This window comes from Levilactobacillus senmaizukei DSM 21775 = NBRC 103853 (genome assembly GCF_001592085.1).
Lineage (GTDB): Bacteria > Bacillota > Bacilli > Lactobacillales > Lactobacillaceae > Levilactobacillus > Levilactobacillus senmaizukei.
Genome location: NZ_BCWD01000017.1, coordinates 19,705 through 42,393 on the forward strand (window position 1 = coordinate 19,705; position 22,689 = coordinate 42,393).

Consider the following 22,689-nt stretch of genomic DNA (forward strand, 5'->3'; position numbering starts at 1 on the left):
AAAATGAATCTACTTATCTGTAAATGAAGGAGCGTAATATCTTGGAACGTTTCAAAAGAATCTGGGCCAGAACTGGCACCCGTATGGGCTTCGTAACCTTGCTGGTTGTGCTCTTCTGGCTTAAGACCCTGCTCGCTTATTTTGTCGATTTTCGACTTAACTTAAGCGACCCCTTTCAGTTTCTCATTGTCCTTTTGAACCCGATCGCCACGACGCTATTACTCTTCGGCTTGGCCCTGTTCTTCAAACGGGCACGCTTCTTCTACCCGTTTCTCTTCTTAATTGATATTCTAAATACCTTGCTCTTATACATCAACGTCATCTACTTCCGCGAATTCACGGACTTTATGACCGTTAGCACGATGCTGGGCTATTCCAAGGTTGACCAAGGGCTGTCAGGGAGTTCCCTGGCGCTAACGTCACCACACGACCTGCTCTACTGGCTCGACTTAGTCCTCGTATTGGCACTATTGGCTACCCGACGCATCTACATCGACCCACGGCCTTTAAACAAACGCGTTGGTTTCGCCGTCATGTCGGTTGCCTTTTTGACCTTTGCGGTTAACCTGACTCTCGGCGAAATGGACCGACCCCAACTGCTCACCCGGACGTTTGACCGGACCTACGTGGTTAAGTACCTGGGGCTTGACGCCTTCACCGTTTACGATGGCATCAAGTCACAACACACCAGCGAACTGCGGTCACACGCGAAAAAATCCGAATTGAGCGGTATTCTGAAATATGTTCATAAGAATTACGCGGCACCGGACAAGCAGCTTTACGGTGTGGCCAAGCAAAAAAACGTGATTGTCATTCACCTGGAAAGTTTCCAACAATTCCTGATTAATAAAAAAGTTAACGGGCAAGAAGTCACGCCATTTCTGAACAAGATCTATAAGAGTCGGTCGACCTACAGCTTCGACAATTTCTTTCATGAAGTTGGTCAAGGGAAGACTTCCGACGCCGAAACGATGCTAGAGACCGGAACGTATGGCCTACCACAGGGATCGCTGTTCACCCAACTCGGGAACGACAACACCTTCCAGGCGGCGCCCGCCATCTTCAATCAACAAGGTTACTCATCCGCCGTCTTCCACGGAAATGTGGCTAGCTTCTGGAACCGCAGCAATACGTACAAGAACCTGGGCTACCAAAACTTCTTCGATGCCAGCTACTACGATACCTCGGGTGATAAGTCCTTAGGTTACGGTCTCAAGGATAAATTGTTATTTAAAGATTCCGTGAAGTATCTGCAACACCTGCAACAACCGTTCTACGTGAAATATCTGACGGTTACCAACCATTTCCCGTTCACGTTGGATCAAGAAGACTCCACCTTTAAGACACCGGATACTGGGGATAAAACGGTGGATAACTACTTCAAGACCGCCCATTACCTCGACCAGTCCGTTAAGGAATTCTACGCCTACCTGAACAAATCTGGGCTGGCGAAGCACTCGTTAATCATGATCTACGGGGACCATTACGGCATTTCCAATTCTTCCAATAAGAGCCTGGCCAAACTACTGGGCGTCAACCCTGACGATTGGAACGATTACGATAATGCCCAGTTACAACGTGTGCCCATGATGTTCAACATGCCGGGATACACCAAGGGGAAGATTGAACACACCTATGGTGGCGAAATCGATGTCCTACCAACCCTGCTTCACTTGATGGGCATTAGCTCAAAGAAGTACCTGCAGTTTGGGACTGACCTGCTGTCAAGAGATCACAATCCCATCGTGGCCTTCAGAAATCGTGATTGGGAAACCCCTGACTACACGTCGGTGGACGGTACGATTTATAGCAACCAGACACAGCAGGAAATCCACCCAACCGGGAAGCTCAAGACCAAGATTGAGCAAATTCAGCAACACGTCAACCAAGGTCTCAATTACTCTGACTCCTTGAACCAAAAGAATCTGTTACGCTTCTACCACCCTCGTGGCTTCAAAGCGGTCGATCCGCAGGATTACAACTACGCCGACGGGCTCTCAAAGGCGGAGAAGCTAGAAAAGAAGCTAGGGTTGAAATCTACCAGCCTCTTCTCACGCAACAGCGACCGGTCAACGGAGAAACTCTATGTGACCGATGCCCCTGAAGCCAACCACAAGTCGACTGATTCTAACCGGATTAAGATTACGAACCAAGACGATACCAGTGGCAAATAGCTTTGGCCTTTAAAAAAGAAGCTGGCCGTTCGATCTCCCGATCGAGCGGCCAGCTTCTTTTCATTTTCAATCTGAAATGGTTATTCTGGAAGTGTAATCGAGGTACTGTGTACCGGCGTCCGCCGCGTGGGAAAGTATTTAGCCATGATGGCTTGTACAGCAACCGGCGCTTCACCATAGCCGACCGCAATCAGCGGTTGTTTCCCTGAATACATGGCCCCATCACCAATTGCATAGATCCCGGGAACGCTGGTGGCCATCTGCTGATCAACGGCGATCAATTGTTGTTCGGTCGCCAGATCAACATCCCAGGCGGCGATGGCCGAGTGGTCGGCCGTGAAGCCATAACTGATGACGAGGTCATCAACCACCTGATGATCAATCTCAGCATTTGCGCCCACCGTCTTCAAGGTCACATCAACTTGCCCCGCTAGTTCACTGACTTCGCGAATCAAGTATGGTGTTTTAACCTTGACACTAGACGCTTCCAGCAAGTCGACCATGTGGGGTAAGCCCCGAAATTGGCGGCGTCGATGGAGTAACGTGACTGACTTGGCAACCTTTTCTAACATCAATGCCTGGTCAACGGCTGCATCCCCACCGCCAGCAATCATCACATCGTGATCTTTAAAGGCTGCCAAATTAGGAATACTGTAGAATAACTTTTTCCCCCTCAATTCGTCGGCACCAGGAACGGCCAGCTTCCGGGGGGCAAACGCGCCATTACCCACGGCCACGATAATAGCGCGGGTCTGCGTAACCTCCTGACTCGTTTGCACGCGAAAGCCCTCGGCATTCCGCGTGACATTGGTCACGGCGGCCCCCGTCTTAATCGCTAATGGAAATTGGTCTAACTGAGCGCGTTGCTGCTTGATTAAATCCCGGCCCGTGATCGCTGGAAACCCCGCGATATCTAGGATTTGTTTCTCCGGATACAGTGCCTGAACCTGGCCACCCAAGGTCGGTAGACTCTCAACAATCTGGGCCTTGGCATTGTGCATCCCGGCGTAAACGCCGGCAAATATTCCGACGGGACCCCCGCCAATAATCGTTAGGTCATAGTTTTCCATATCATTACTTCCTTTCATTGCTGATTCTCTATCGGAGGCGTTCACCTTGAAGCATCGTCGCGGTCTCATCATTACGTTAACCTTAATCGTCATCTTAGGCGCCCTGGCCGGGTGGTGGCACTCGCGATGGCAAATTCTCAAACACACTCAGGTGCCCACCACCCGCACGGCTACGCTATTCCTACCGGGAACCCAGGGTGCCTGGCTATCCTTGCGAAGTATGGTTGTCAGTCTGAATCGTCCCCACCTTGGGCACTTCACCCTGACGGCTAAGGTCGCTTTCAATGGGTCCGTCACCTGGGATTCCCACGGAACTTTCGACCCCCGGAATCCACTAATCCCCGTCATCTTCAAGGACAATACCCATCCACGACGACAGGCCGAACAATTACGAACCGTACTCACCGTGCTACACCGTCACTATGGTATTGACCATGTTAACTTCGTCGGCCACTCATCCGGTGGAACCATCGCTTACGATTACCTCAATCAATCCCAGCCTGCGCCGGTCACGGTCGACCGTCTCGTCTGCCTAGGCGCCGACTTTCCAGAACGAACGCCGCTCCGCTATCACTACCCGCAACTTCACATTCTTAATTTAGCCGGCAGTATCGGTCGCCTGGGTAACGACAGCGAAGTGCCAGTCAATACGGCCACCCCCATGAAACACCTGGTTCAGGGAAAGGTTGCCAGCTACCACTTTCAAAAGTTAACCGGACCGATTTGGAACACGCAACATTCACTCCTGCACGAAAACCCCGCGGTTGATCGGCTGATGATTCATTTCCTCTATCCGCCAATCTGACTGTGTTTCAAGATTCGCTGACCTTGAAGTGTCCGGGCCTCACGCAGACCAGCATTGGTCAGGACGAAGATCGCCAGCCAACCGATGCTGATCAGAACCCACTGCTGCAGGTAAAGAATGTCTAATAGCGCGAATGGCGCATTCCAATCCCAAATGGCGTGGAGTCCAATTGCCAACAGATAGAAACGCAAAAACTTTGGAGCCACCATATTGCTCCCCGTGACCGGTTCATGACGCTCTTTGGCTAAAATAATCGCCGCACCCATGATGGCCGACCAAATCGTATGGGTCCCAATCGCTTGCCAGCTTCGCATCAGTAAGGTAACCAAACCATATTGACCCGTGTAACCAGCCGTCTCGAACACGGCAAAACCGGCCCCAATTGCCGCACCAATCAACAGGCCATTAAAAATATAGTTCAGGCGAAAGCGATTGATAAAGTAAGCAATCACCAGCATCTTGGCTGTTTCTTCAATGAACCCAACGACTAGCGCGGATTCCCACGAGGTTCCATTTCCCGACGGAATTAAGGAATACAGAATCATGGTTGCAATCAAAGACAAGATCCCGCCGACTAGAAAGACGGTCATCAACTGGTACACGGAAATATTGCGAAAGACATTAATTTCAAAAAACATGATTAATAGTGAAAACGGTACCGCTAAGGATCCAATAAAGATCATCCCGGGAACGGCGTTGTTACTCCGAAAAACCAGGAACAATAAAGCTAGCAGGACAAAACTACTCCCCAACAGGGCAAATACCCGTGAAAATAGCCAGGGCTTCACAGGAGCCGCTGAGACGGCTTCTAACGATGGGGTGGTCTCCTTAGTCCCAACGATGAACAAGGCCTCCGCATCGTCTAAATTATGTGGCTTAAACACGGAAGAAAACATCGACAATAGGTGAATCTCGACCACCTTATTTTCCCCGGTCCACTCATTCATTTCCTTCGTTGCATCGTCTAGTAGATGATGTTGGTAATTAAAATGACGTTTAGTTGCTTTGGATTTTGCCTTATCAGCCATGCGGCCGCCCCCTCGTATTCTCCAATTCATTTAGATTCATCTTACCCTGATGCGACATATCCAGCAACTTGGTGATTGGGTGAGCTTGCTAAATGTAACCAGTTACATTATAGTTGGAGTAGGCTATTTGGCCAATTACAGATCGAAGGGGAGACATTATATCATGGCAAAACGTAAAATGATTTTAGACTTAGATACTGGGATTGATGATTCCTTAGCAATTGCTTACGCATTAGGGGCTCCTGATGTGGACTTAATCGGAATTATCGGTTCCTACGGGAACGTGTTGGTCGAACCAGGTGGCCAAAACTCCTTAAAGATCTTGGAATTACTCGGTCACACCGATATTCCCGTTTATCTAGGTGAAAGTCATTCCTCAACCAGTGACCACTTTGACCGGATGCAAGTTAGTGCTGACATCCACGGTGAAAATGGGATTGGTCAAGTTGAATTACCCGATCCAAAGCGTTCCATCGAAAAGGAATCCGGTGTGGACTTCTTAATTGACGCCGTTCACAAGTATGGCAAAGACCTGACGTTAGTGCCAACTGGCCCAATGACTAACTTAGCCGCTGCACTTAAGAAGGCGCCAGAAATTGCCACCGAAATCGGCAACGTCACCTTCATGGGTGGTGCCTTAACGGTTCCTGGTAACGTCACGGCCTACGCCGAAGCCAACATCAACCAAGATGCCGAAGCTGCTAACGCCGTTTTGACGAGCCCACTTCACTCAACCATGGTTGGGTTGGACGTCACACTGCGGACCCTCTTAACTAAGAAGGAAACCCAACAATGGCGTGACTTAGGCACCGTTGCCGGCGAAAAGTTTGCCGACATCGTTGACTACTACATCCAAGCCTACGTTGACGTCAACGACAACCTGGGTGGTTGTGCGCTGCACGACCCACTGGCCGTTGGGGTGGCACTTGATCCTAGCTTCGTCACGACGATCGACTTGAACATGGTCGTTAACTACAACAAAGAAACTTACGGTCGGACCATCGGTGATGATAACCGGTTGAACGACCCAACTAACGTTAAGGTTTCCGTTGCGGTTGACAAGGATCGTTACCTGAAGACCTTCATGGAATACTTGACAGCACTTTTCAAGAAAAACTAATTTAACCTTTCATCAGACGCTCGGTACTGCGGTACCGGGCGTTTTTTGAACAAAAAAAGCTGGGTCCCATGAGGGCTCAGCCGGTTGACATCATTAGTTCTTGTAGTTAAAGTTTTTAACCATCGTGTTTGATAAGGTTGTAGCGTAGGTAGTCGCAATTTTCTTAACTTGCGCATCCGCTAAGCCAATGCCTTCATACTTCTTCGTTTGTTGCTTAACCATCGCTGGCTTGACGTACTTCTTGGAGTAACTACCAGCCGGGCTAGCCTTCACCTTGGAGTACGTGTAGGTCTTGCCTGAGGTTGCCAACCGCCGGTTAGTCTTGTTGCCACTCAGCTTCGTACTGAACTTGGACGCCGACTTCTTGGTTAATTTAAAGGTGTAATTGGTCTTACCAAGTGATGTGGTGGTCTTGCCATTCTTTGTCTTGAATTGCATCAACTTGTACTTCGTGGTCAAGGTCCGACCATTCTTACTGATCTTCATTGATGAAGGAACGCCATACTTCACGTTGGCGCTGGTGCCATTGAAGTCACCCAGGATCAAGATGGTCCCGGTCTTTTTACCAGACTTAACGGTTTTGAAATAAAAAGCGGATTTGGATTTAGCACTCTTGTAATACCGCTTTAGGTCCGTTTTCGTAAAAGTTGGTTTACTCTTCGCACTGGCAACAGTTGGTGAAAGTACCCCACCGAATGTTCCTAAAGCCAATCCGACTAACCCCAGTTTTACCACTAATCGTTTCATGACCATAATCCTCCTTAAAATTCATCCTGTACACTTTTTATAGTGCCACTTTATAAATTAATTTGCAAGCGCCCTGCCCCCTAAGACAGGAGTTCTGAAAATGCCTGTTCCAAGTACTTGGCGACCCCGGCATGATTGTTGTCTGCCGTCGTAATGTGGGTCGCCACAGCCTTGATCCCTGGCTGGGCATTCAGCATCGCCACGCCATCCCCGGCAGCCTTAATCATCCCAAGATCGTTCTCGGCATCGCCAAACGCCATCAGGTCTTCAAAGTCCCAACCAAAGTGCGTTAATAATTGAGCGAGGCCCACGGACTTATCCATATCGGCCGCCAAGAATTCCAAGATTTGTGGCTGGGAGCGGACCACATGATACTGGTCCTTTAATTCAGGCGTTAAGGCCATGACCGCCTGATCGAGAATGCTGGCCTTCGTCGCCATCACCGCCTTGCTAAACAAGTGATCTGGCAGGTTGGCAAAGGCCTTAGGTGTAAAGTCCATTGGTGCTCGTAACATGTCATGATAGATCGAAGGGACTAAATCCGTGACTGGATAGACCTGCTCGAAATCCAACACGTCTAAAGGATAGCCCTGAGTTTTGGCAAAATCAAACAGTGGTTCAAAGTCATGCCGACTCAAGCCACTCTGGGCCAAAGCTTCCTTCGTGTTGTTCTGAATAACTAAGGCGCCGTTAAAAGTAATTGTGAAATCATCAGCGGTGGTCAACCCTAACTGTTCTAGGTAGCCCCAGATCGCATTGATCGGCCGGCCGGTACACAACACCACTTTAATCCCAGCGGCATGTAACTGGCGTAACGTGGCCACATTTGTTTCACTAATCGTTTTATCCGTATTTAGCAGCGTCTCATCTAAATCGAGCGCAATCATCTTTGTCATTAGTCGTCTTTAGCCTCCATTTTCTTCTAGTTTACACGACTCCTGCCGTAAAATAAACGGCTATCACGATAAAAGGTCCTGTTGAATCAGTTCCGCAATCTGTTGATTCTCCGGTAAGTCCGCGTGGTTGGCATCCGCACCGGTGATGGTCATCTGCGTAAAGCCCTTGACGCGCCCTTGAAAAATATACTTTCCGCGGTTCACGCTATCAAATGGTACAATGCCATCGCCGGTAAACGTCTTACTCCCCGCAATCGAGTACACGATGAGTTGACGCGGCAGGCGATCTCGATCGGCCGTCAGGTCCTTAAAGAGTTGTGTATCCTCATTGGGATCACTAACCTCCAAATTAAAGGGGGTTCCGATCGTCATCAGTCGGTCGGCATGAGCGCCCGTCTTAGCCAGATCATGTTCCATAAATAAGGTCAACACTAGTCCGCCATTCGAGTGGCCCATTCCGGAAAAATGATTGAACTTATAGGTGGCTTGTAGCGCCTTGAAGGCAATCGTAAACCACTTGGCTTGTTTTAAAATATTGGTATAACCATCGTGGTGGTTTTGAAAACCAACCACAATATAAGGTCGCCGATCCCCACGCCGAAGCTGGCCGCTATATTTGAGGTGGCCATTCTCCATGACCTCCACTCGCAACAGGCTATGCTTGTTCTTGGACGACTGATTCAGTTGTTTGACCAGATCGTTAAACCGATTCTGGGTAGCACTGGAACCAGGCACCAGGAAGGTTGGCGCCATCTCACTCCGGTAATCCTGGCGAACCGTCGTTGCCTGATGTGGTTGCCACCAGAATCCGGGCAAACAGGCGACCAGCAACAAGCCCAAAAGGGTCCAAAGACCCGGCTTATGCTTTAGTTGCCGCATGGTCCACCGCCTCCTCCATCAGTTGTCGCTGAGCTAACTGCGTCCATTTCACAAATGGCCAGTAAATTAGCGTACAGAGCGCCAGGTCGATCAGGGCCAACCACAGGGCCGCCCAACTGCCACCGGTCCCCAGGTAGCCAATCAATGGCCCGGGCGTCCCGGTCGCCAGTGGATAGGCTACCGCCGGCACCCATTGGAACCGAATGCAAAGCCAGCTCAGGCCGATACTGGCCAACGGTGCCAGAATAAACGGAATGACCAGAATTGGGCTCAGCATGACTGGTAGGCCCACCATTAACGGGACGCCATAGTTGCCAAGGGTTGGCACCAGGCAGAGGCTGCCCAAGCGGCGCTGAGCGCGATCGGGTCGGCACAGAAACCAGGCAAGCAGTAAAGCAAGTAACATGCCACTTCCCCCCATATTGGCGTAAACACTGACCACGGTATGGATGGTCAGTGGATGGGGAATGGCCCGTCCGGGATGGTCCATGATGGCTGCCAAGTTTTGGGCCGTTTGAATGGATTCCCCCTTAATGGTTGTTAGGGGGCCCAGCACCCCAGCCCACTGGAGCAAGCTACTCAGCGAGCTATACCCGAACAAGCCCAAAACAAAGTGTGGCAAGTGAAACGGCCAGTGAACCAGTGCGAGGAAAGCACTGCCTAAGCTGGCTCTTTGTGTGCTAGTCCATAGCAGGCCTCCCGTTGCCAATAAGACCAGCCAGATACTGGTAATGGTGACCGTTTGCGTCAGACTTTCGCGAACAATTTGTTCACGCTGTAGTGCCCAACGATAGCCATTTCCTACGAGTAATCCCACGAGGACACCGATCAAAATTCCCTGGGTACCCAGATTGGTTGAGACCCAGTGAATCGTATGGAGTGAGAGCACAGATGTCCGGCTGACGTTTAGAAATTTCAGACCCATGACTGCCGTCATCCCCGCTAACAGCCGGTCGGCAGTCGCTCGAGTAACCGGTGCTACCAAATAAAAGCTCACGGCAAACGCCATGACGATCGCACTAAATCCCAACGTCCCAGCGCTAATCAAGCGAAGATACTGACGCATTAATTTCAATTGAAATAACCAGTGACTAACATTTAACGTTTGATAGTAGTACCCACTGGTCTGTAGCCAAGCCTGGTCAATAAAGTCCGCAATACTGCCGATTAAGACCAGTGGCAAGGCCAACCGCAACGCCCGATAGATGGCATTAAACTGCCGATTGTGATGCAGCTTTACATCTAAGCTGATTAGCCATTGACCACAGCGGCCAACTTGCATTTCCAGCATGGGCTCACCTCCCGTCATCTACCTGCGATTGTAGCGCGACCAAGCGTAGAAACGGTCAGCAGGAGGTTCAGTTAGTGTGGCCGTCACTCAAACTACTAACGCGCCTCATCAATCCAACGTTGCATTTGTTTCAGGACCACGCCATCATCATGCCGGCCCAGGTGGTGGGGAATCCGAGCAAGTAAGTCGGGATCGCCATTTTCGACGACAAACCCCTGTCCCACGAATTGTAGCATGGCCTGATCATTCCCCGAATCACCAAATGCTGCCATTTTGGCAGTGGAAATTCCCCATTCCCGGCCCAGGCTGGTCAGGGCACTTGCCTTGCTAACTCCCGGCAGGCTAACGTTCATTCCGCCGAGGCCACTACTAGTTGCCCACAGATCCCCCACAAACTGGCGATTGAAAGCCTTAACTTGGGCCTGTATATCCGAGCGTTTCCACGTGACGTCCAACTTTAAAATATCATCAGTAACCGCTGCCAACTCCGAAACACTGGTTAGCTTGGGGTAGAAAGCCTGTGAGGCCCGAAATCGTTCACTGGCGACCGCCAATTCGGTATACGCCCGGTCACGTGCGCAAGCAATCAGATAGTTATTTCCCATGAGCGATGACGTCTGTAACCAAGCAACGGCCGCCCGCCACGCCAACTGTGGGAGTGGGCTCATTGATAAGATCTCACCGGTCCCTGCCACAATTAACGCCCCGTCTTCCACCACAAAGGTTAACTGGCGACGGTTAGTTAGGCCGCCAAACAAGTCTAGCACGTGGTCATACGGATCGCCGGTGGCAATCACCATTCGAATATTCAACTCTCGACAGCGTTCCAACAGACGGTCAAACGCCGCAACCGGATACTGGCCTTGACCGTCTAGGAAGGTACCGTCCAAATCGGTCGCAATCAACTGTGGGATCATTGTTGGCTTGATGCCTCCGTTCTAAAGTCTCTTGTCAGAACAATCATACCGGAGTTCACCCACGGACGGCAAGCCGGCGTGCTTACAAATATTGTTATACCGGGCCTGAGTCACAAAAAAGCCGACCGGAATCAAAAAGATTCTGGTCGGCTAAATTGATTAATTAACCTTACTAGTTGGCAACCTAGTTATTCATACTACTGTAACTGTAGGCTTTATTCATTAATGATTGGGTTTCTGTAAATTCGTTTTCATCATGTAAGACCACCGTGATGACCCGGTGTTTACCAGCCTTCTGCCCCGTGCCCACGAAACAGTATCCAGCTAGCGGGGTGTAGCCCGTCTTCAGACCATCCACCTTTAAGGAGGACTTGTAATATTTACGGCCAGCCAACATGTTGTTGTAGTTATAGGCTGTTTGCCCATCAACCGTCTTAGACCCGATTGACCCATCGGTCAGCACGCGAGGATAGTCTTGAATCAAGTGCCGGGCAATCAGCGCGACATCTTTAGCCGAAACCATGTTCGCATTGGCCCGCCCATAATTGTAGCCAAACACTTTCAGATCACTATTTTCAAGGCCTGACGCGGAAACAAAACTCGTCTTATCTAAATTCCAAGCCTGAGCTTGTGCATTCATTTGCTTGATAAACTTAGCATTGCTGCCAGCGACCCATTGACCTAAAGCAATGGCCGCGTTATTCGATGAATCCAACAGTGCCGCATAGTAGAGGTCCTTGACCGTATACTTGTGGCCGGACTTGAACACGAAGCCCCCACAACCAGCATCCTTACTCATGGCGACCAAACCAGCATCATTCGTTTTCACAACGTCACGCCACTTACCAGCACTACTATTAACCTTTTGTAACGTCAGGTAAAGGGTCATAATTTTGGAAACTGACGCGATGGGCCGGGCCGTATTGGCGCTCTTCGACCAGACGGCCTTCCCTGTCGTGTAGTCCAAGGCAACGGCATTCTTCGCGTATTTTAAACCAAAGGGCGCAGTGCCCTTAACCAGATAGCCGTGCCAGGTCCACCCTTTGACGGAACCGGCCTTGTTTTGCACATAGTAGTAAATTCCCTTCGTGTTCCCATGCTTCAAGGTCGCATGCTTGGTCACGTACCAAGTCGTGTTCGGATACCCCTTCATCGTAGCCAGACGTTTACTGTGAGCCTTGTTATAAATCGCCCCAGTCGTACTCTTTTTATGATAAGCGGCCTTCGTCACATTCGTCGTCGAGACCGTGGTATAGGTGGCTGCTCGCGCTGTCACCGCTGTCCCCATGGTACCGCTCAACGCCACCGTAAACAGTAGCGCCAGTACGGCCCGTTTTGTCTGCTTAATCTTCATGATGCCCTCCTCATTTCCCAAACGTTAAATCTTCCTTGATCACCCTACCACGATTGTGACGACGGCGACAAGTCTCCGTGACATTTTGTAATCTGGTTGTAGAAGACGACATCATCTCGTAATCCACCCTTTGGAAGCTGAACTAATCAGCCTCTAACCAATATAAAAAAAACGCCACCGCTGTTAACGATGGCGTCATGGGCACAAGGGCCTAGTTATTCATACTCTTGAAACTATAAGCGTGATTCATCAAGGATCTCGTTTCCGTAAACTCATTAGCGTCATGCAGAACCACCGTGATGACCCGATGTTTGCCTGACTTCTGGCCCGTTCCAACGAAACAGTAACCGGCCAACGGCGTATAACCCGTCTTTAACCCATCAACCTTCAGCGAAGCTCGGTAATATTTCCGACCTTTCAACAAATTATTGTAGTTGTAGCAAAGCTGACCGTTGACTCGCTTGGACCCCACCTTGCCGTCCTTTAAGACCCGTGGGTAGTCCCGCATTAAATGCCGAGCAATCAAGGCCACATCCTTGGCAGAAACCCGGTTAGCATTGGCCGAACCGTACCCGTAACCGAAGCGTCTCAGATCGCTGTTTTCCAACCCCGAGGCAGAAACAAAATGCGCCTTGCCTAGCTTCCAAGCCTTGGCCTGAGCATTCATCTTCTTGATAAACTTGGCATTGCTACCGGCAACCCATTGGCCTAAAGCAATGGCCGAGTTGTTAGAGGAATCCAAGAAGGCCGCATCGTATAACTGCTTGACCGTATATTTGTGACCGTAACTAAAGTGAAACCCACCGTAAGCAGCCGTTCGACTCATGGAAACCAAGCCATGACTCTTGATCTTAATCTTCTTGTTCCAATTACTAGCCTTGCCATCCACCTTCTTCAACGTCAGATACAGCGTCATGATCTTAGTAACGGAGGCGATTGGCCGCGCCGTATTCGCCTTCTTCGACCAGACAACCTTTCCCGTCGACTCATCCATAGCAACGGCTGCCTTGGCCTTGCTCAGGGTGAAAGGTGCCTTCCCCTTCTTCAAGTAACCATGCCAGATCCAGCCCTTGATGTTTCCCTTGCCGTTCTTAACGTAGTAATAAATCCCTTTGGTTTTACCATGCTTCAACGTAGCGTGTTGGGTAACGTACCACGTGGTGTGCGGATGAGACTTCAAATTAACCACTTTACGAGTATGCTTCTTGTTGAAAATGGCACCTTTACTGCTCTTCTTGTGGTAAGCCGTCTTCTTCACTGACTGTGTGGTGACGGTGTGATAACTAGCCGCTGCCGCTGGAACCTGGGTCAAGGTAACGCCACCAATCGTCCCGACCACAAGGAACGCCAGCAAGCGGGATTTAATATGTAAGTTTGCCATGAATATAATCCTTCCCTTTCAACTATTATTAATCTAACTAACTATTAGACTAGCACGAATATCCGCTCGTCGACAACGTTCAAAGCCCATTGTAACGCGCTTGTGTTGACCGTAATGTTTCTGTAAAAAACAATTGTCGCTCTGAACCGGTAAGCGGATCAATCTAATGATTGGTCGGCCCAGTTGCAATCCGGGAACAAATTGGGTACGCTGGAGACAATTCAATTGAACTGGGGTGCCGTGTCGGCTGAGATTAAACCCATTGAACCTGCTCTGGTTAGGACCAGCGAAGGGAACGCGAACTTTCTGCGATCAATGACCCCACTAACTTGGTTAGTGGGTCTTTTTAGTCAACGGTGGCCCAGTCAATCCTAATAGGAGGCATCATCTGATGAAAGCTTGGCATTTACGCGATATTATTCTGGTAACGATTCTAGCCATCTTTATGGGGGTCATTTTCTTTGTTATTGGTCCTGTATACACGGTTCTTTCGGCGGCTTTAGCGCCGGCCGGATTACAACCGCTAGCTAACGAAATTCTTTTGGGGATCTGGGTCATGGCGGGACCCCTCGCCGGCTACATCATTCGGATTCCCGGTGCGGCAACCCTGGGTGAACTTCTCGGTGCCGTTGTTGAAATGTTTCTCGGCGGTGTTTGGGGGGCCTCGACGCTGATCTCTGGGGTCGTTCAAGGCTTCGGGTCAGAACTAGGCTTCATCCTGACCGGCTACAAGCGCTATAACTGGTTAACCTTGGTCATCAGTGCCCTGACCACGACCATCGTGACCTTTACGTGGAGCCTCTTTCGGGCAGGTTATGCGTCCTATCACCTGGGCTTCTTGGCCATGCTATTCACGGTTCGCTTTATCTCCGTGTTCCTCTTTGGTGGTGTGTTGACCAAGTTGATCACGAATCTGTTGGCCCGTGCTCACGTGGTCAAGAACATCCGTTAGTCTTGTTGTGCGTTTGGAGGGTTGCTTGTGGCAGTCGTTAACGTTAATCATCTCACCTATCATTATCCCCATCAGCCTGAGCCAGTCCTAAATGACCTCAGTGTGACCTTTCCTGCCGGCAAGTTTTCCCTGCTGACCGGTATCTCTGGCGGCGGTAAGTCCACACTGCTCAAACTAATAGCGGGTCTGCTGCCGAACAGTGACAATCATGGCACCATCGCCTTTGACGGCCAGCCCTGGACGAGTATTCCCGTCAGCCAGCGGGCACAGACCGTCGCCATGCTCTTTCAGGAACCGAGTCTGCAGTTCACCATGGACACCGTCGAAAATGAATGTCGCTTCGTCCTGGAGAATCTGCAGGTGGCTCCTGATGCTATGCCCGATCGAATTACGACGGCTCTCAGCTTTATTGGCATCACCAACCTTCGTCATCGTAACCTGATGACGCTGTCTGGCGGCGAACAACAAAAGGTGGCGTTGGCCATCATTGTTGCCATGAATAGCGATGTGATCCTCCTCGACGAACCCTTCGCCAGTATCGATCCGGCCGCCCGTCAAATTCTCTTAAATAAATTAGTGGCGCTCTGTACCGATCACGGCAAGACGATTGTCCTCGCCGACCATGATCTCAGTGGCTATGCCCACTGGGTTGACCATCTGGCTGTGCTCGAGGCCGGCCAGGTGACCCTATTGACCCCCGCCGAGACGCAGGCCCGCTTTGCCAAATTTGTGCCCGAAAAACTGGCGATTCATCCCATGATTCCTAGTAACGACGCTGCCACTGTTCTCCAGGGTACGCAGCTCGGTTTAACCCAAGGTGACCGGGTCCTACTTGAACCACAAGGCCTTCCGCTTTATGAGCACAAGACAACCTTAATCACCGGTCCTAACGGGAGTGGCAAGTCGACCTTGTTTCGTGCCTTAGTTCGCCTGGGAAAGTATCAAGGCGTTCTGACCTATCAGGGAACCAACATTCAAAAAATCCGTCAGCGTCGATACGCGCGCCAGGTATCGTTAATGTTTCAAACTGCCGCAGCCCAATTTCTCAATGTAACGGTAGCAGAGGAATTGGCGCTGTCGTTGAAATATGGCCGGTCAACAGATTTTTCCGCCGAACGGCTTGACGGCTTACTGACCCGTCTCGGCCTCAACGGGCGACAGGATCAGGTGTTATATTCCCTCAGCAGCGGTCAACAAAAGAAGTTGCAATTGCTCTGTATGCTCATCATGGCGCCGCCGGTACTCCTACTCGACGAACCCTTTAAGGGCCTCGACTTGGCCTCGGTAACGACCGTGGTTGCACTATTGCGTGAGGTACAGGCGGAATTTAACTTGACCCTGATTCTGGTCAGCCACCAGCTGAGCGGCTTAGATGAGTTGGTCGACTATCACCTAAAGCTCGACGACCAGCATTTACAGTATGTGGGGGTGTCCCATGAATCCTAGTCTAAAACTCGCCTGGGTGGTCCTCTTGGCCTTGGAACTGTCCTTTACCCAAGTCTGGACCGTCAACCTGGTCTTAATTGTTATTTCCCTGATTCTCATGTTAGCGTGTCACGTCCCCCTCAAGCGGCTGCTCTGGCTGACTGGTGTTCCGTTATTTTTCGCCAGCGCACTCGTCTGGTCGTTGACCTTACAGGGATCGGCGTCCCACCACTTTCTCATAGTTATTTTCACCCGGATGTTTGTCTACGTTTATCTCGGTGGCCTATTCACTCAGACCACCGACCCGTTAATTCTCACTCGGTCACTAGAACAAAACGCCCACTTGCCTTCAAAATTTGCCTATGGCTTTTTGGCCGCCTTTAACCTGATGCCCAAAATCCAAGCAGAGGTGGCTAGCATTAAAGCCGCCGCTCTCATGCGAGGTCAGGTCCTACACGTCTGGTCGCCACAGCTCTACTTCAAGGCCATCCTAACGGCCATGCATTGGTCTGACCAGCTAAGCCTGGCCATGACGTCACACGGCTTCGTTGAGGGCGCACCGCGGACCCAAGCGGAAGTCATTCCATTACGGCGTCGCGACTGGTGGCTCACTGCTGGCAGCCTCATCATCATTCAAGTGGGACTATTCACTGGCCTACCCTAATAATTGTAGAGGAGTCTGATTATGTTTACCGATACTGCCCATGCCGCCACCCGGGCCCTCTGGTTGGCCTCCAAGCGGCATCCCTTCATTCAACAACTTCAAGCCGGTACGCTACCAAGAGCCACATTTCGTGACTACCTTATTCAAGACCACCATTACCTGCTAGAATTTGGCCGGCTCTATGACTTAGCAGCGGAACGCTGTCAGGTGCCTACTCAAGCAGCCCAGCTCCGGGCTAATGCGGCCGACCTGCGCCAGGGCGAGATTGCCACGCGCGAAACCTTCTTCGCCGAAATGGCCATCACGCCGGCAATCATCGCGGCAACCCCAGTGGCCCCAACTAATTACGCCTACACCAGTCATCTCTACCGGTCCCTGGCCACCGCTGGGGTTCCCGGCGCCGTTGCCGGCCTGCTGCCATGCTATTGGCTCTATGCAGAGATCGGTGAAGAGTTGGCTACCAAGGGATCGCCAGTGCCGATTTATCAGGCGTGGATTGATTCCTACACAGCTAGCGACTATGCCAACGCCATGACCGACCAATTGGCCCTGGCTAATGCGGTGGCCACGCCGACAAATCAAGCGGCACTCTGCCAAATCTTCAAGCGCAGTAGCTGGTACGAGCTCAACTTCTGGCAAATGGCCCTCGACCACGAGCAATGGACGGTCGCCAAACCGAGCTGAGCGTCACAAGGTCAGCTTTCTCGGAGTTCGCGGTATAATAAATCTATCGAATAAGTGAAAGCAGGTGTTGGCTATGCGCGTCTTCCATCGTCTGACGTTTCTAGAATTTTTTGGTTATCTCGCCTTAGTGTTAGGGATCGCGATTCAGGCTTACGCCCTCGTTAGCCATCCCGGCAGCCGAATCAGCGGTGACGATATGTTTGGTGGCGCCGTTGTGTTATGTCTGGCAATTGCCTTCATTCATAGCGCCCGCCCACTGCTCAACTTGGCGCTAGTGGGCCTCAGTGGCCTAGGATTCGGCTACTTCACCTTCATTCACACCCAAAATTGGTGGTGGACTGTGATTTTAGCGATCGTTGCCATGAGCTTTCTCGTCTACCTGTTAGATCTTCGTGGCGATATTCGCCGCCGCCAAAGCACCTGGTTCCACTTCTAAATTAATCATCCGTAAGGCTGGCCAAGCCAGCCTTTTTTGATCCAAAAAGAATCAGGCCAACCCGAAGGTTGACCTGATTCCCTGCTTGATAAACTACAAGTGACTGTAGTCTTGTAATCATTATGATTACCACGATTAAGATGTTACAGCCGAATAACTCGACTTCGGGGTGGAGTTGCCTCCACAATTTAAATACGCCAGTGATTACCGACGGGGCTGTTGCGGGCGAGTGATGACTGGATCTGAACTGGACTGGGTCACCGAATGTTTCCCCATGGTGTACCAGGCCACCCCACTACCAACTGCCAATATAACAACCGCCGCGATCAAACCAGTGATCACACGTTTTAAGTTCATCCTGTCACCTCTCGATTCCCGCTACTCACCAGCTGTTTCTTTTCAGTGTACTCGATGAATGTCACAGGAAGATGACAGGTTAAAAATAAAGTGATAACAATTTAAAAACACTCTAATGGCCGTCACTCCGCCAATTATCGTATTGGGTATTAGTTTACGCAATTTTACACCGTTCATCAAGTAGAATCGAAAAAAAGTTGGTAAACCCAGGCCTAATCGGCCCGTTTTAAGTAATTTTTAGTATAATAAAGACAAGCAAGTCAATTCGATTATCATTTGGAGGGATTATTAATGAGTCAAGAATTAAATGATCTGGCTGAAGCAATCATTGCCTACCAAAAGAAATACGATAAGACAGATGGCGAAATGGCCTTTGGTTCTCGAGTTTCCGTTGAACGCTTTCACGGCATCAAGACTGGTGAACTCGAACCCACTGGTGACGAACAAACCGCTCTCAAGGGATTCATCGCTAGCAAGCCTCACTAAGGCCTAGCAGTGATGCCGGTCGTGACACATCTACCATCGACACGCTTAGCCCATGATGACACCAATAAGGGACCAACATCGTTTTAAAACGATGTTGGTCCCTTTTCTTAATCAGCTAAATTACCCCAGGCCGCTCGGTAAGCGGCCGCCGTGGCTTCATCAAACGCCACGATGCGGACGTGTTCCAAACTGGTGGTACGTTCCAGGAAACTTTCAATTGCTCGCGTCGCCACCGCCGCCGCCTCCACCAACGGATACCCGTAAGCGCCGGTACTAATCGATGGGAAATCAACGGTTCGACAATCATGGTCAGCCGCGACTTGCAGGCTGTTCCGGTAGCAGCTACTCAAAAGCTTAGCTTCGTCATGTTCGCCATCTTGCCAGATTGGCCCGACGGTATGAATGATCCATTTAGCCGGCAACTTAAACCCGGGGGTAATCTTGGCCGCGCCCGTTGGACACCCATTTAGGGGCACGCACGCTTGAAATAATTCCGGACCGGCTGCCCGATGAATCGCACCATCGACCCCGCCGCCACCGAGCAACGTGGTATTGGCCGCATTAACAATTGCATCCACCTTACTTGTGGTGATATCACCACGAATGACCGTAAACTCTGTCATCCTGATCACTCCTTTGACCAGGGCCACCAGTGATGTCGCCGGGGTTTAGCCGCCGCGGCATCCTCAGCATGCAGCCGTTTCATCCCTTCACGATAGGGATTGGCATACAGCGACCCTAAATTAAACTTCTTGGCTTGTGTCTTTGGCGCCGACGTCGACTGTCGCACCGCCTGGAGATCAAATTGGCAATGGGGGCATTGGTCGTCATTCGGACTTACCGGTTCCCCACATTGTGGACAAAATTTCAAATTCATCCCACACTCACTCCCTCTTTATTCACGATGTTGTTGTCTAGCCTGGTTACGACTGCGATTGTGGGCGCTCACCTTGGCAGCTTCCTTAGCGGCAATCGCTGCTCGCTCCTTACGCGCCTTGGCCCGGGCTCGCTTCTCAGCTGCCTGTTTGGCTGCCTCAGCCTGCCGCTTCGCCTGACTACGATAACTGAAGAAGCTCCAGAAACCGACCGCAACCAGGGCCAGCAGAGTCTGTAGCGGCACTAACCGCCAATCAACCTGTTTGGCAAACATTACATCATAAATAATCAGCAGTACGGACATCGTCCCCACCACCGCGATTGTATCCCGGAACCACCGGGGAAGTCGCCGCCATTTCATCCTAAAAACTCCCTGCTTGCGTGAAAGGCCGCCTGCTTAGAGGTCGCCTTCCACTCGTAATTGATGTTCTACCAAATAGGCGTCTAAGTAGCCAAAAGCGACTTCATCGACCGCCGAAAGTTGGTAGATTTGCCCAACCTGGTCTAACTGACTCTCCACGACCTGGTGGAAGATAAACTTACCGCCACCGACCCGGTCGGGATACCCCAGCACCGTTGTGCCGTCGTGCAGCCGCAAACGAATGATAGTCCGAAAGGCCGCCGCCTGAGCTAAGCGTGCTTGGAACTGGTCCACTGTCCGGTCAAACAGCCGCTCGTCATTTAATACCGGCTGTAACTGCTGTTGCCGGGCCTGATTCAGCATCGTAAAGACCCGCATCGTTTGCAGATAATCCGACGATAAGACGACGGCGTGCAGTTCCGACAGCCGCATTAAGGAATAGCCACCAAACTGCCCCGTCATGTCGACCAGATTTAACATCACGGCATCTGCTGTGACGACATTCACCCGGCCAACAAAAAATAAGTCCTGATCGTTCTTCGGAATCAAAGCCACCAAAGGTGCTTGACCTTCTAATCGTTTCAACGTCTCGACCATCTCATCGTGGTCCTCAATCAACGTTGATTCCACGTGCTTCAATTGTTTCAGATGGGGTGTGGCTAAGCCCTGCAGACTCAACTCCTGTCCCTGAAATTCGATGACATCGATGGTCGCTGGATCAATCACCAAGTCTGACTGGTCCGTGAAATCAAATTTATTAAAGAGTTTAATTGTCACTTGATCGCCGGCCACAGCGGCAACGCGTCCTTCATAGAAGTGCTCGTCATTCTTTAAGACCAGCATGATCACCAGATGGTCAACCCAGGCGTGACTCAAGACCTGTTGCCGCAGATTTCGCTGATTATCAAACCGTAACGTTAAGCCTCCAGCCTGCACGAAGTCCTCGTCAGCCGCCGTCTGAATCCGAAAGGCCATGTTGTCCAAGTCATCACTAGAAAATTCAACCTCATCAATAATCGGCACTGCCAGGAAGACCGCACCATCCGGCAAGCCATAATCATCAAAAGTCGCCAAAATAAGGCCAGCAGTGCTAACTGCGGTCACGTAGCCCGTGTAAACGACTTCTTGGTCGGTTTGGTACACGTTGACCAATAAATGCTGGGCCAATGCCCGATTTAAATCATTCACAATTGAATTCATTCGACGACCTCCTTTTTTATTTTATCTGAAAAGTTTATCACAATTGGTCTAAAATAGCCCGCTAAGGCCCCGCCAAATCTACGAAACGGCGGTTCGCAAGAAGTCTTTGAGCTCATCACCCGTTAACCCGGCACTCAGACCAACCAATAGCTTGATCCGCGCCTTTTGGCCGTTCAGTCCTTGACAGAGCATCAGCCCCATCTTGCGAAGCTGAATGCCCCCACCATCGTAATCGTAAATATCCTCGGCGACGCCATTATAACACCGTGAAACCAGAACTAAAGGAATCTGCCGGTCCAGCAACTGTTGAATTGCCGGTAGGGTTCGTGGCGGTAGATTGCCCGCTCCTAAACCTTCAATGACCACCCCGGCAGTTGCGTCATTATCGAGAAATTCGAACAAACTGCCATCCATCCCAGCATAGGCCTTGATCAAGTAAACATGGTCGATCACGTGGTCGATCTGACAGGTGGCTTGACGGATCAGCTTTTGAAAGTAAACCGCATGGTCCTTAGCCACAATCCCGATGGGCCCAAACGTTGGCGTGCGGAAGGTTGCCACGTTGGTCGTATGCGTTTTGGTGACGTAACGGGCGGAATGGATTTCATCATTCATAACAACCATGACGCCATTGCCCTGTGAGGCGTCGTCTGCGGCTACCTCGATCGCCGATTGAAAGTTATACATCCCGTCGGACCCAATCTCGTTAGAGGAACGCATCGCCCCCGTAACCACGACTGGAATCGTGTTGGGTAACGTTAGGTCTAGGAAGTACGCCGTTTCTTCCAAAGTATCGGTACCGTGAGTAATCACAACGCCGTCAATGCCATCAGCCTCGGCCCGGAGGATTCGTTGTTGAATCTTCAGCATTTCAACCGGCGTTACATGAGGTGAGGGTAGGTTAAACATCTCATCGGTCACGAGGTGCACGCGACCCGCTAAGATCGTTGCCTCCTGAGCAATCGGGTTCTTCGCATTCGGAACAACATCCCCCTGTGCATTTTGAGACATCGAAATCGTCCCACCGGTATGGATAGCCAGAATCTTCTTCACAACATCAACCTCTTTCCAAAAAATATTCGTACCCACATTGTACCCTATTTAGGGTAGAATTAATCTAGGTCGAGAGGAGGTTTTACAATGTCTCAGAAACAATCAAAGTATCCCCGGTTCGGCGACAACTTACATCCCAAATCAAATAGTTGGTCCGGTGGCTTCATGGACTGGGGCCCGGTCATGAGCTGGTTTGGAACGGCTTTCAAGCAACTCTGGCACCGGCTTAAAAAGTAGATTGCCCGTTGTTTTTTAAAAGTAGCCGTGGTAGAGTAAGTGACATTCCAATAAAAAATATAAGTGATTGCCTATATAATGCCAAGATAAGGTTGGTGAGTTTCTACCCAGAGCCGTAAACTCTGGACTATAAGCAAATTGAGGACGAAACTCTTTTTGCCGATGAAGAGAATTCGTCGGTCGAGTTTTTCTTAGCCCCCTTTTTGCAAAGGGAGCTTTTTTGTTTTCAAAAATAAACTCTGGCGGCGTATAGGCTCACGAGAAGGAGGATCTTTCTTGCAGTCCACAAAGTCCGC

Annotated in this window: 25 protein-coding genes and 2 riboswitches; of the genes, 10 read left to right on the forward strand and 15 right to left on the reverse strand. The window is 50.5% G+C overall.

Features of this window, described 5'->3' with window-relative positions; genetic code table 11:
* The first annotated feature begins 23 nt into the window (after positions 1–23).
* On the forward strand, positions 24–2,174 hold the full coding sequence (locus LSE01S_RS07305; RefSeq protein WP_061776979.1) for an LTA synthase family protein: 2,151 nt from the start codon (positions 24–26) through the stop codon (positions 2,172–2,174).
* An 80-nt stretch (positions 2,175–2,254) separates the two neighbouring features.
* Here the strand turns inward: LSE01S_RS07305 and LSE01S_RS07310 are convergent, their stop codons facing one another.
* Positions 2,255–3,244 carry an NAD(P)/FAD-dependent oxidoreductase gene (locus LSE01S_RS07310; protein ID WP_061776980.1) on the reverse strand — a complete coding sequence of 330 codons (990 nt, stop codon included), beginning with the start codon at positions 3,242–3,244 and terminating at the stop codon, positions 2,255–2,257.
* 46 nt (positions 3,245–3,290) lie between these two features.
* Between LSE01S_RS07310 and LSE01S_RS07315 the strand changes: the two genes are divergently transcribed.
* Complete coding sequence (locus LSE01S_RS07315) at positions 3,291–4,049, forward strand: alpha/beta fold hydrolase (protein ID WP_061776981.1); 759 nt, start codon at positions 3,291–3,293, stop codon at positions 4,047–4,049.
* Here the strand turns inward: LSE01S_RS07315 and LSE01S_RS07320 are convergent.
* Positions 4,034–5,077 (reverse strand): PrsW family intramembrane metalloprotease, encoded by a 1,044-nt coding sequence (locus tag LSE01S_RS07320; protein ID WP_061776982.1) that lies wholly within the window; start codon positions 5,075–5,077, stop codon positions 4,034–4,036. The genes LSE01S_RS07315 and LSE01S_RS07320 overlap by 16 nt on opposite strands.
* Before the next feature lie 163 nt (positions 5,078–5,240).
* On the opposite strand from LSE01S_RS07320, the gene LSE01S_RS07325 reads away from it, so the two are divergent.
* Positions 5,241–6,197: a nucleoside hydrolase gene (locus tag LSE01S_RS07325; protein ID WP_061776983.1), complete on the forward strand. Its 957-nt coding sequence runs from the start codon at positions 5,241–5,243 to the stop codon at positions 6,195–6,197.
* A gap of 93 nt (positions 6,198–6,290) precedes the next feature.
* On the opposite strand, the gene LSE01S_RS07330 is transcribed toward LSE01S_RS07325, so the two are convergent.
* From LSE01S_RS07330 to LSE01S_RS07360, 7 genes are all read right to left on the reverse strand, one after another.
* The gene (locus LSE01S_RS07330) at positions 6,291–6,944 is read right to left on the reverse strand and encodes a hypothetical protein (protein WP_061776984.1); all 654 of its coding nucleotides are present in this window, start codon (positions 6,942–6,944) and stop codon (positions 6,291–6,293) included.
* 80 nt (positions 6,945–7,024) lie between these two features.
* Positions 7,025–7,840, reverse strand: coding sequence for a Cof-type HAD-IIB family hydrolase (locus LSE01S_RS07335; protein ID WP_061776985.1), 816 nt, complete (start codon positions 7,838–7,840; stop codon positions 7,025–7,027).
* A 63-nt stretch (positions 7,841–7,903) separates the two neighbouring features.
* A complete protein-coding gene (locus LSE01S_RS07340) occupies positions 7,904–8,719 on the reverse strand; it encodes an alpha/beta hydrolase (protein ID WP_061776986.1) in 816 nt (271 codons plus the stop codon).
* Complete coding sequence (locus LSE01S_RS07345; RefSeq protein WP_061776987.1) at positions 8,700–10,010, reverse strand: PTS transporter subunit EIIC; 1,311 nt, start codon at positions 10,008–10,010, stop codon at positions 8,700–8,702. Before LSE01S_RS07345 ends, LSE01S_RS07340 begins: the two co-directional genes overlap by 20 nt.
* Positions 10,011–10,105: 95 nt before the next feature.
* Positions 10,106–10,927 carry an HAD-IIB family hydrolase gene (locus LSE01S_RS07350; protein WP_061776988.1) on the reverse strand — a complete coding sequence of 274 codons (822 nt, stop codon included), beginning with the start codon at positions 10,925–10,927 and terminating at the stop codon, positions 10,106–10,108.
* A gap of 184 nt (positions 10,928–11,111) precedes the next feature.
* A complete protein-coding gene (locus LSE01S_RS07355; RefSeq protein ID WP_061776989.1) occupies positions 11,112–12,281 on the reverse strand; it encodes a serine hydrolase in 1,170 nt (389 codons plus the stop codon).
* Positions 12,282–12,492: 211 nt separating this feature from the next.
* Positions 12,493–13,662 carry a D-alanyl-D-alanine carboxypeptidase family protein gene (locus LSE01S_RS07360; protein ID WP_061776990.1) on the reverse strand — a complete coding sequence of 390 codons (1,170 nt, stop codon included), beginning with the start codon at positions 13,660–13,662 and terminating at the stop codon, positions 12,493–12,495.
* Between the two features lie 221 nt (positions 13,663–13,883).
* A riboswitch (TPP riboswitch) is annotated at positions 13,884–13,974 on the forward strand.
* A gap of 79 nt (positions 13,975–14,053) precedes the next feature.
* On the opposite strand from LSE01S_RS07360, the gene LSE01S_RS07365 reads away from it, so the two are divergent.
* The 5 genes from LSE01S_RS07365 to LSE01S_RS07385 all read left to right on the forward strand — a co-directional run bounded on the left by LSE01S_RS07365 (position 14,054) and on the right by LSE01S_RS07385 (position 17,823).
* On the forward strand, positions 14,054–14,614 hold the full coding sequence (locus tag LSE01S_RS07365; RefSeq protein WP_061776991.1) for an ECF transporter S component: 561 nt from the start codon (positions 14,054–14,056) through the stop codon (positions 14,612–14,614).
* A 27-nt stretch (positions 14,615–14,641) separates the two neighbouring features.
* Positions 14,642–16,060, forward strand: coding sequence for an ABC transporter ATP-binding protein (locus LSE01S_RS07370; RefSeq protein WP_061776992.1), 1,419 nt, complete (start codon positions 14,642–14,644; stop codon positions 16,058–16,060).
* Positions 16,050–16,703: an energy-coupling factor transporter transmembrane component T family protein gene (locus LSE01S_RS07375; protein WP_061776993.1), complete on the forward strand. Its 654-nt coding sequence runs from the start codon at positions 16,050–16,052 to the stop codon at positions 16,701–16,703. The genes LSE01S_RS07370 and LSE01S_RS07375 overlap by 11 nt, the downstream gene beginning before the upstream one ends.
* Before the next feature lie 21 nt (positions 16,704–16,724).
* On the forward strand, positions 16,725–17,387 hold the full coding sequence (tenA, locus tag LSE01S_RS07380; protein ID WP_061776994.1) for a thiaminase II: 663 nt from the start codon (positions 16,725–16,727) through the stop codon (positions 17,385–17,387).
* Positions 17,388–17,460: 73 nt separating this feature from the next.
* Positions 17,461–17,823, forward strand: a complete 363-nt coding sequence (locus tag LSE01S_RS07385) for a hypothetical protein (RefSeq protein WP_061776995.1) — start codon at positions 17,461–17,463, stop codon at positions 17,821–17,823.
* 204 nt (positions 17,824–18,027) lie between these two features.
* Here the strand turns inward: LSE01S_RS07385 and LSE01S_RS10940 are convergent, their stop codons facing one another.
* Complete coding sequence (locus LSE01S_RS10940) at positions 18,028–18,180, reverse strand: hypothetical protein (protein WP_156470490.1); 153 nt, start codon at positions 18,178–18,180, stop codon at positions 18,028–18,030.
* A gap of 291 nt (positions 18,181–18,471) precedes the next feature.
* Here LSE01S_RS10940 and LSE01S_RS07390 point away from each other — a divergent pair, with 291 nt between their 5' ends.
* A complete protein-coding gene (locus LSE01S_RS07390; RefSeq protein ID WP_061776996.1) occupies positions 18,472–18,666 on the forward strand; it encodes an LBP_cg2779 family protein in 195 nt (64 codons plus the stop codon).
* A 107-nt stretch (positions 18,667–18,773) separates the two neighbouring features.
* Here LSE01S_RS07390 and LSE01S_RS07395 read toward each other — a convergent pair whose 3' ends face one another.
* From LSE01S_RS07395 to LSE01S_RS07415, 5 genes are all read right to left on the reverse strand, one after another.
* Entirely contained in the window at positions 18,774–19,289 is a 516-nt protein-coding gene (locus LSE01S_RS07395; RefSeq protein ID WP_061776997.1) for an O-acetyl-ADP-ribose deacetylase, read from the reverse strand.
* Positions 19,290–19,294: 5 nt separating this feature from the next.
* Positions 19,295–19,543 (reverse strand): zinc ribbon domain-containing protein, encoded by a 249-nt coding sequence (locus tag LSE01S_RS07400; protein ID WP_061776998.1) that lies wholly within the window; start codon positions 19,541–19,543, stop codon positions 19,295–19,297.
* Between the two features lie 18 nt (positions 19,544–19,561).
* Positions 19,562–19,903, reverse strand: a complete 342-nt coding sequence (locus LSE01S_RS07405) for a hypothetical protein (protein ID WP_061776999.1) — start codon at positions 19,901–19,903, stop codon at positions 19,562–19,564.
* Positions 19,904–19,939: 36 nt separating this feature from the next.
* Positions 19,940–21,103, reverse strand: coding sequence for a hypothetical protein (locus LSE01S_RS07410; protein ID WP_061777000.1), 1,164 nt, complete (start codon positions 21,101–21,103; stop codon positions 19,940–19,942).
* A gap of 78 nt (positions 21,104–21,181) precedes the next feature.
* Positions 21,182–22,156 carry an asparaginase gene (locus LSE01S_RS07415; protein WP_061777001.1) on the reverse strand — a complete coding sequence of 325 codons (975 nt, stop codon included), beginning with the start codon at positions 22,154–22,156 and terminating at the stop codon, positions 21,182–21,184.
* Positions 22,157–22,243: 87 nt separating this feature from the next.
* On the opposite strand from LSE01S_RS07415, the gene LSE01S_RS10945 reads away from it, so the two are divergent.
* Positions 22,244–22,393 (forward strand): hypothetical protein, encoded by a 150-nt coding sequence (locus LSE01S_RS10945; RefSeq protein WP_156470491.1) that lies wholly within the window; start codon positions 22,244–22,246, stop codon positions 22,391–22,393.
* A 51-nt stretch (positions 22,394–22,444) separates the two neighbouring features.
* A riboswitch (purine riboswitch) is annotated at positions 22,445–22,543 on the forward strand.
* Positions 22,544–22,689: the final 146 nt, after the last annotated feature.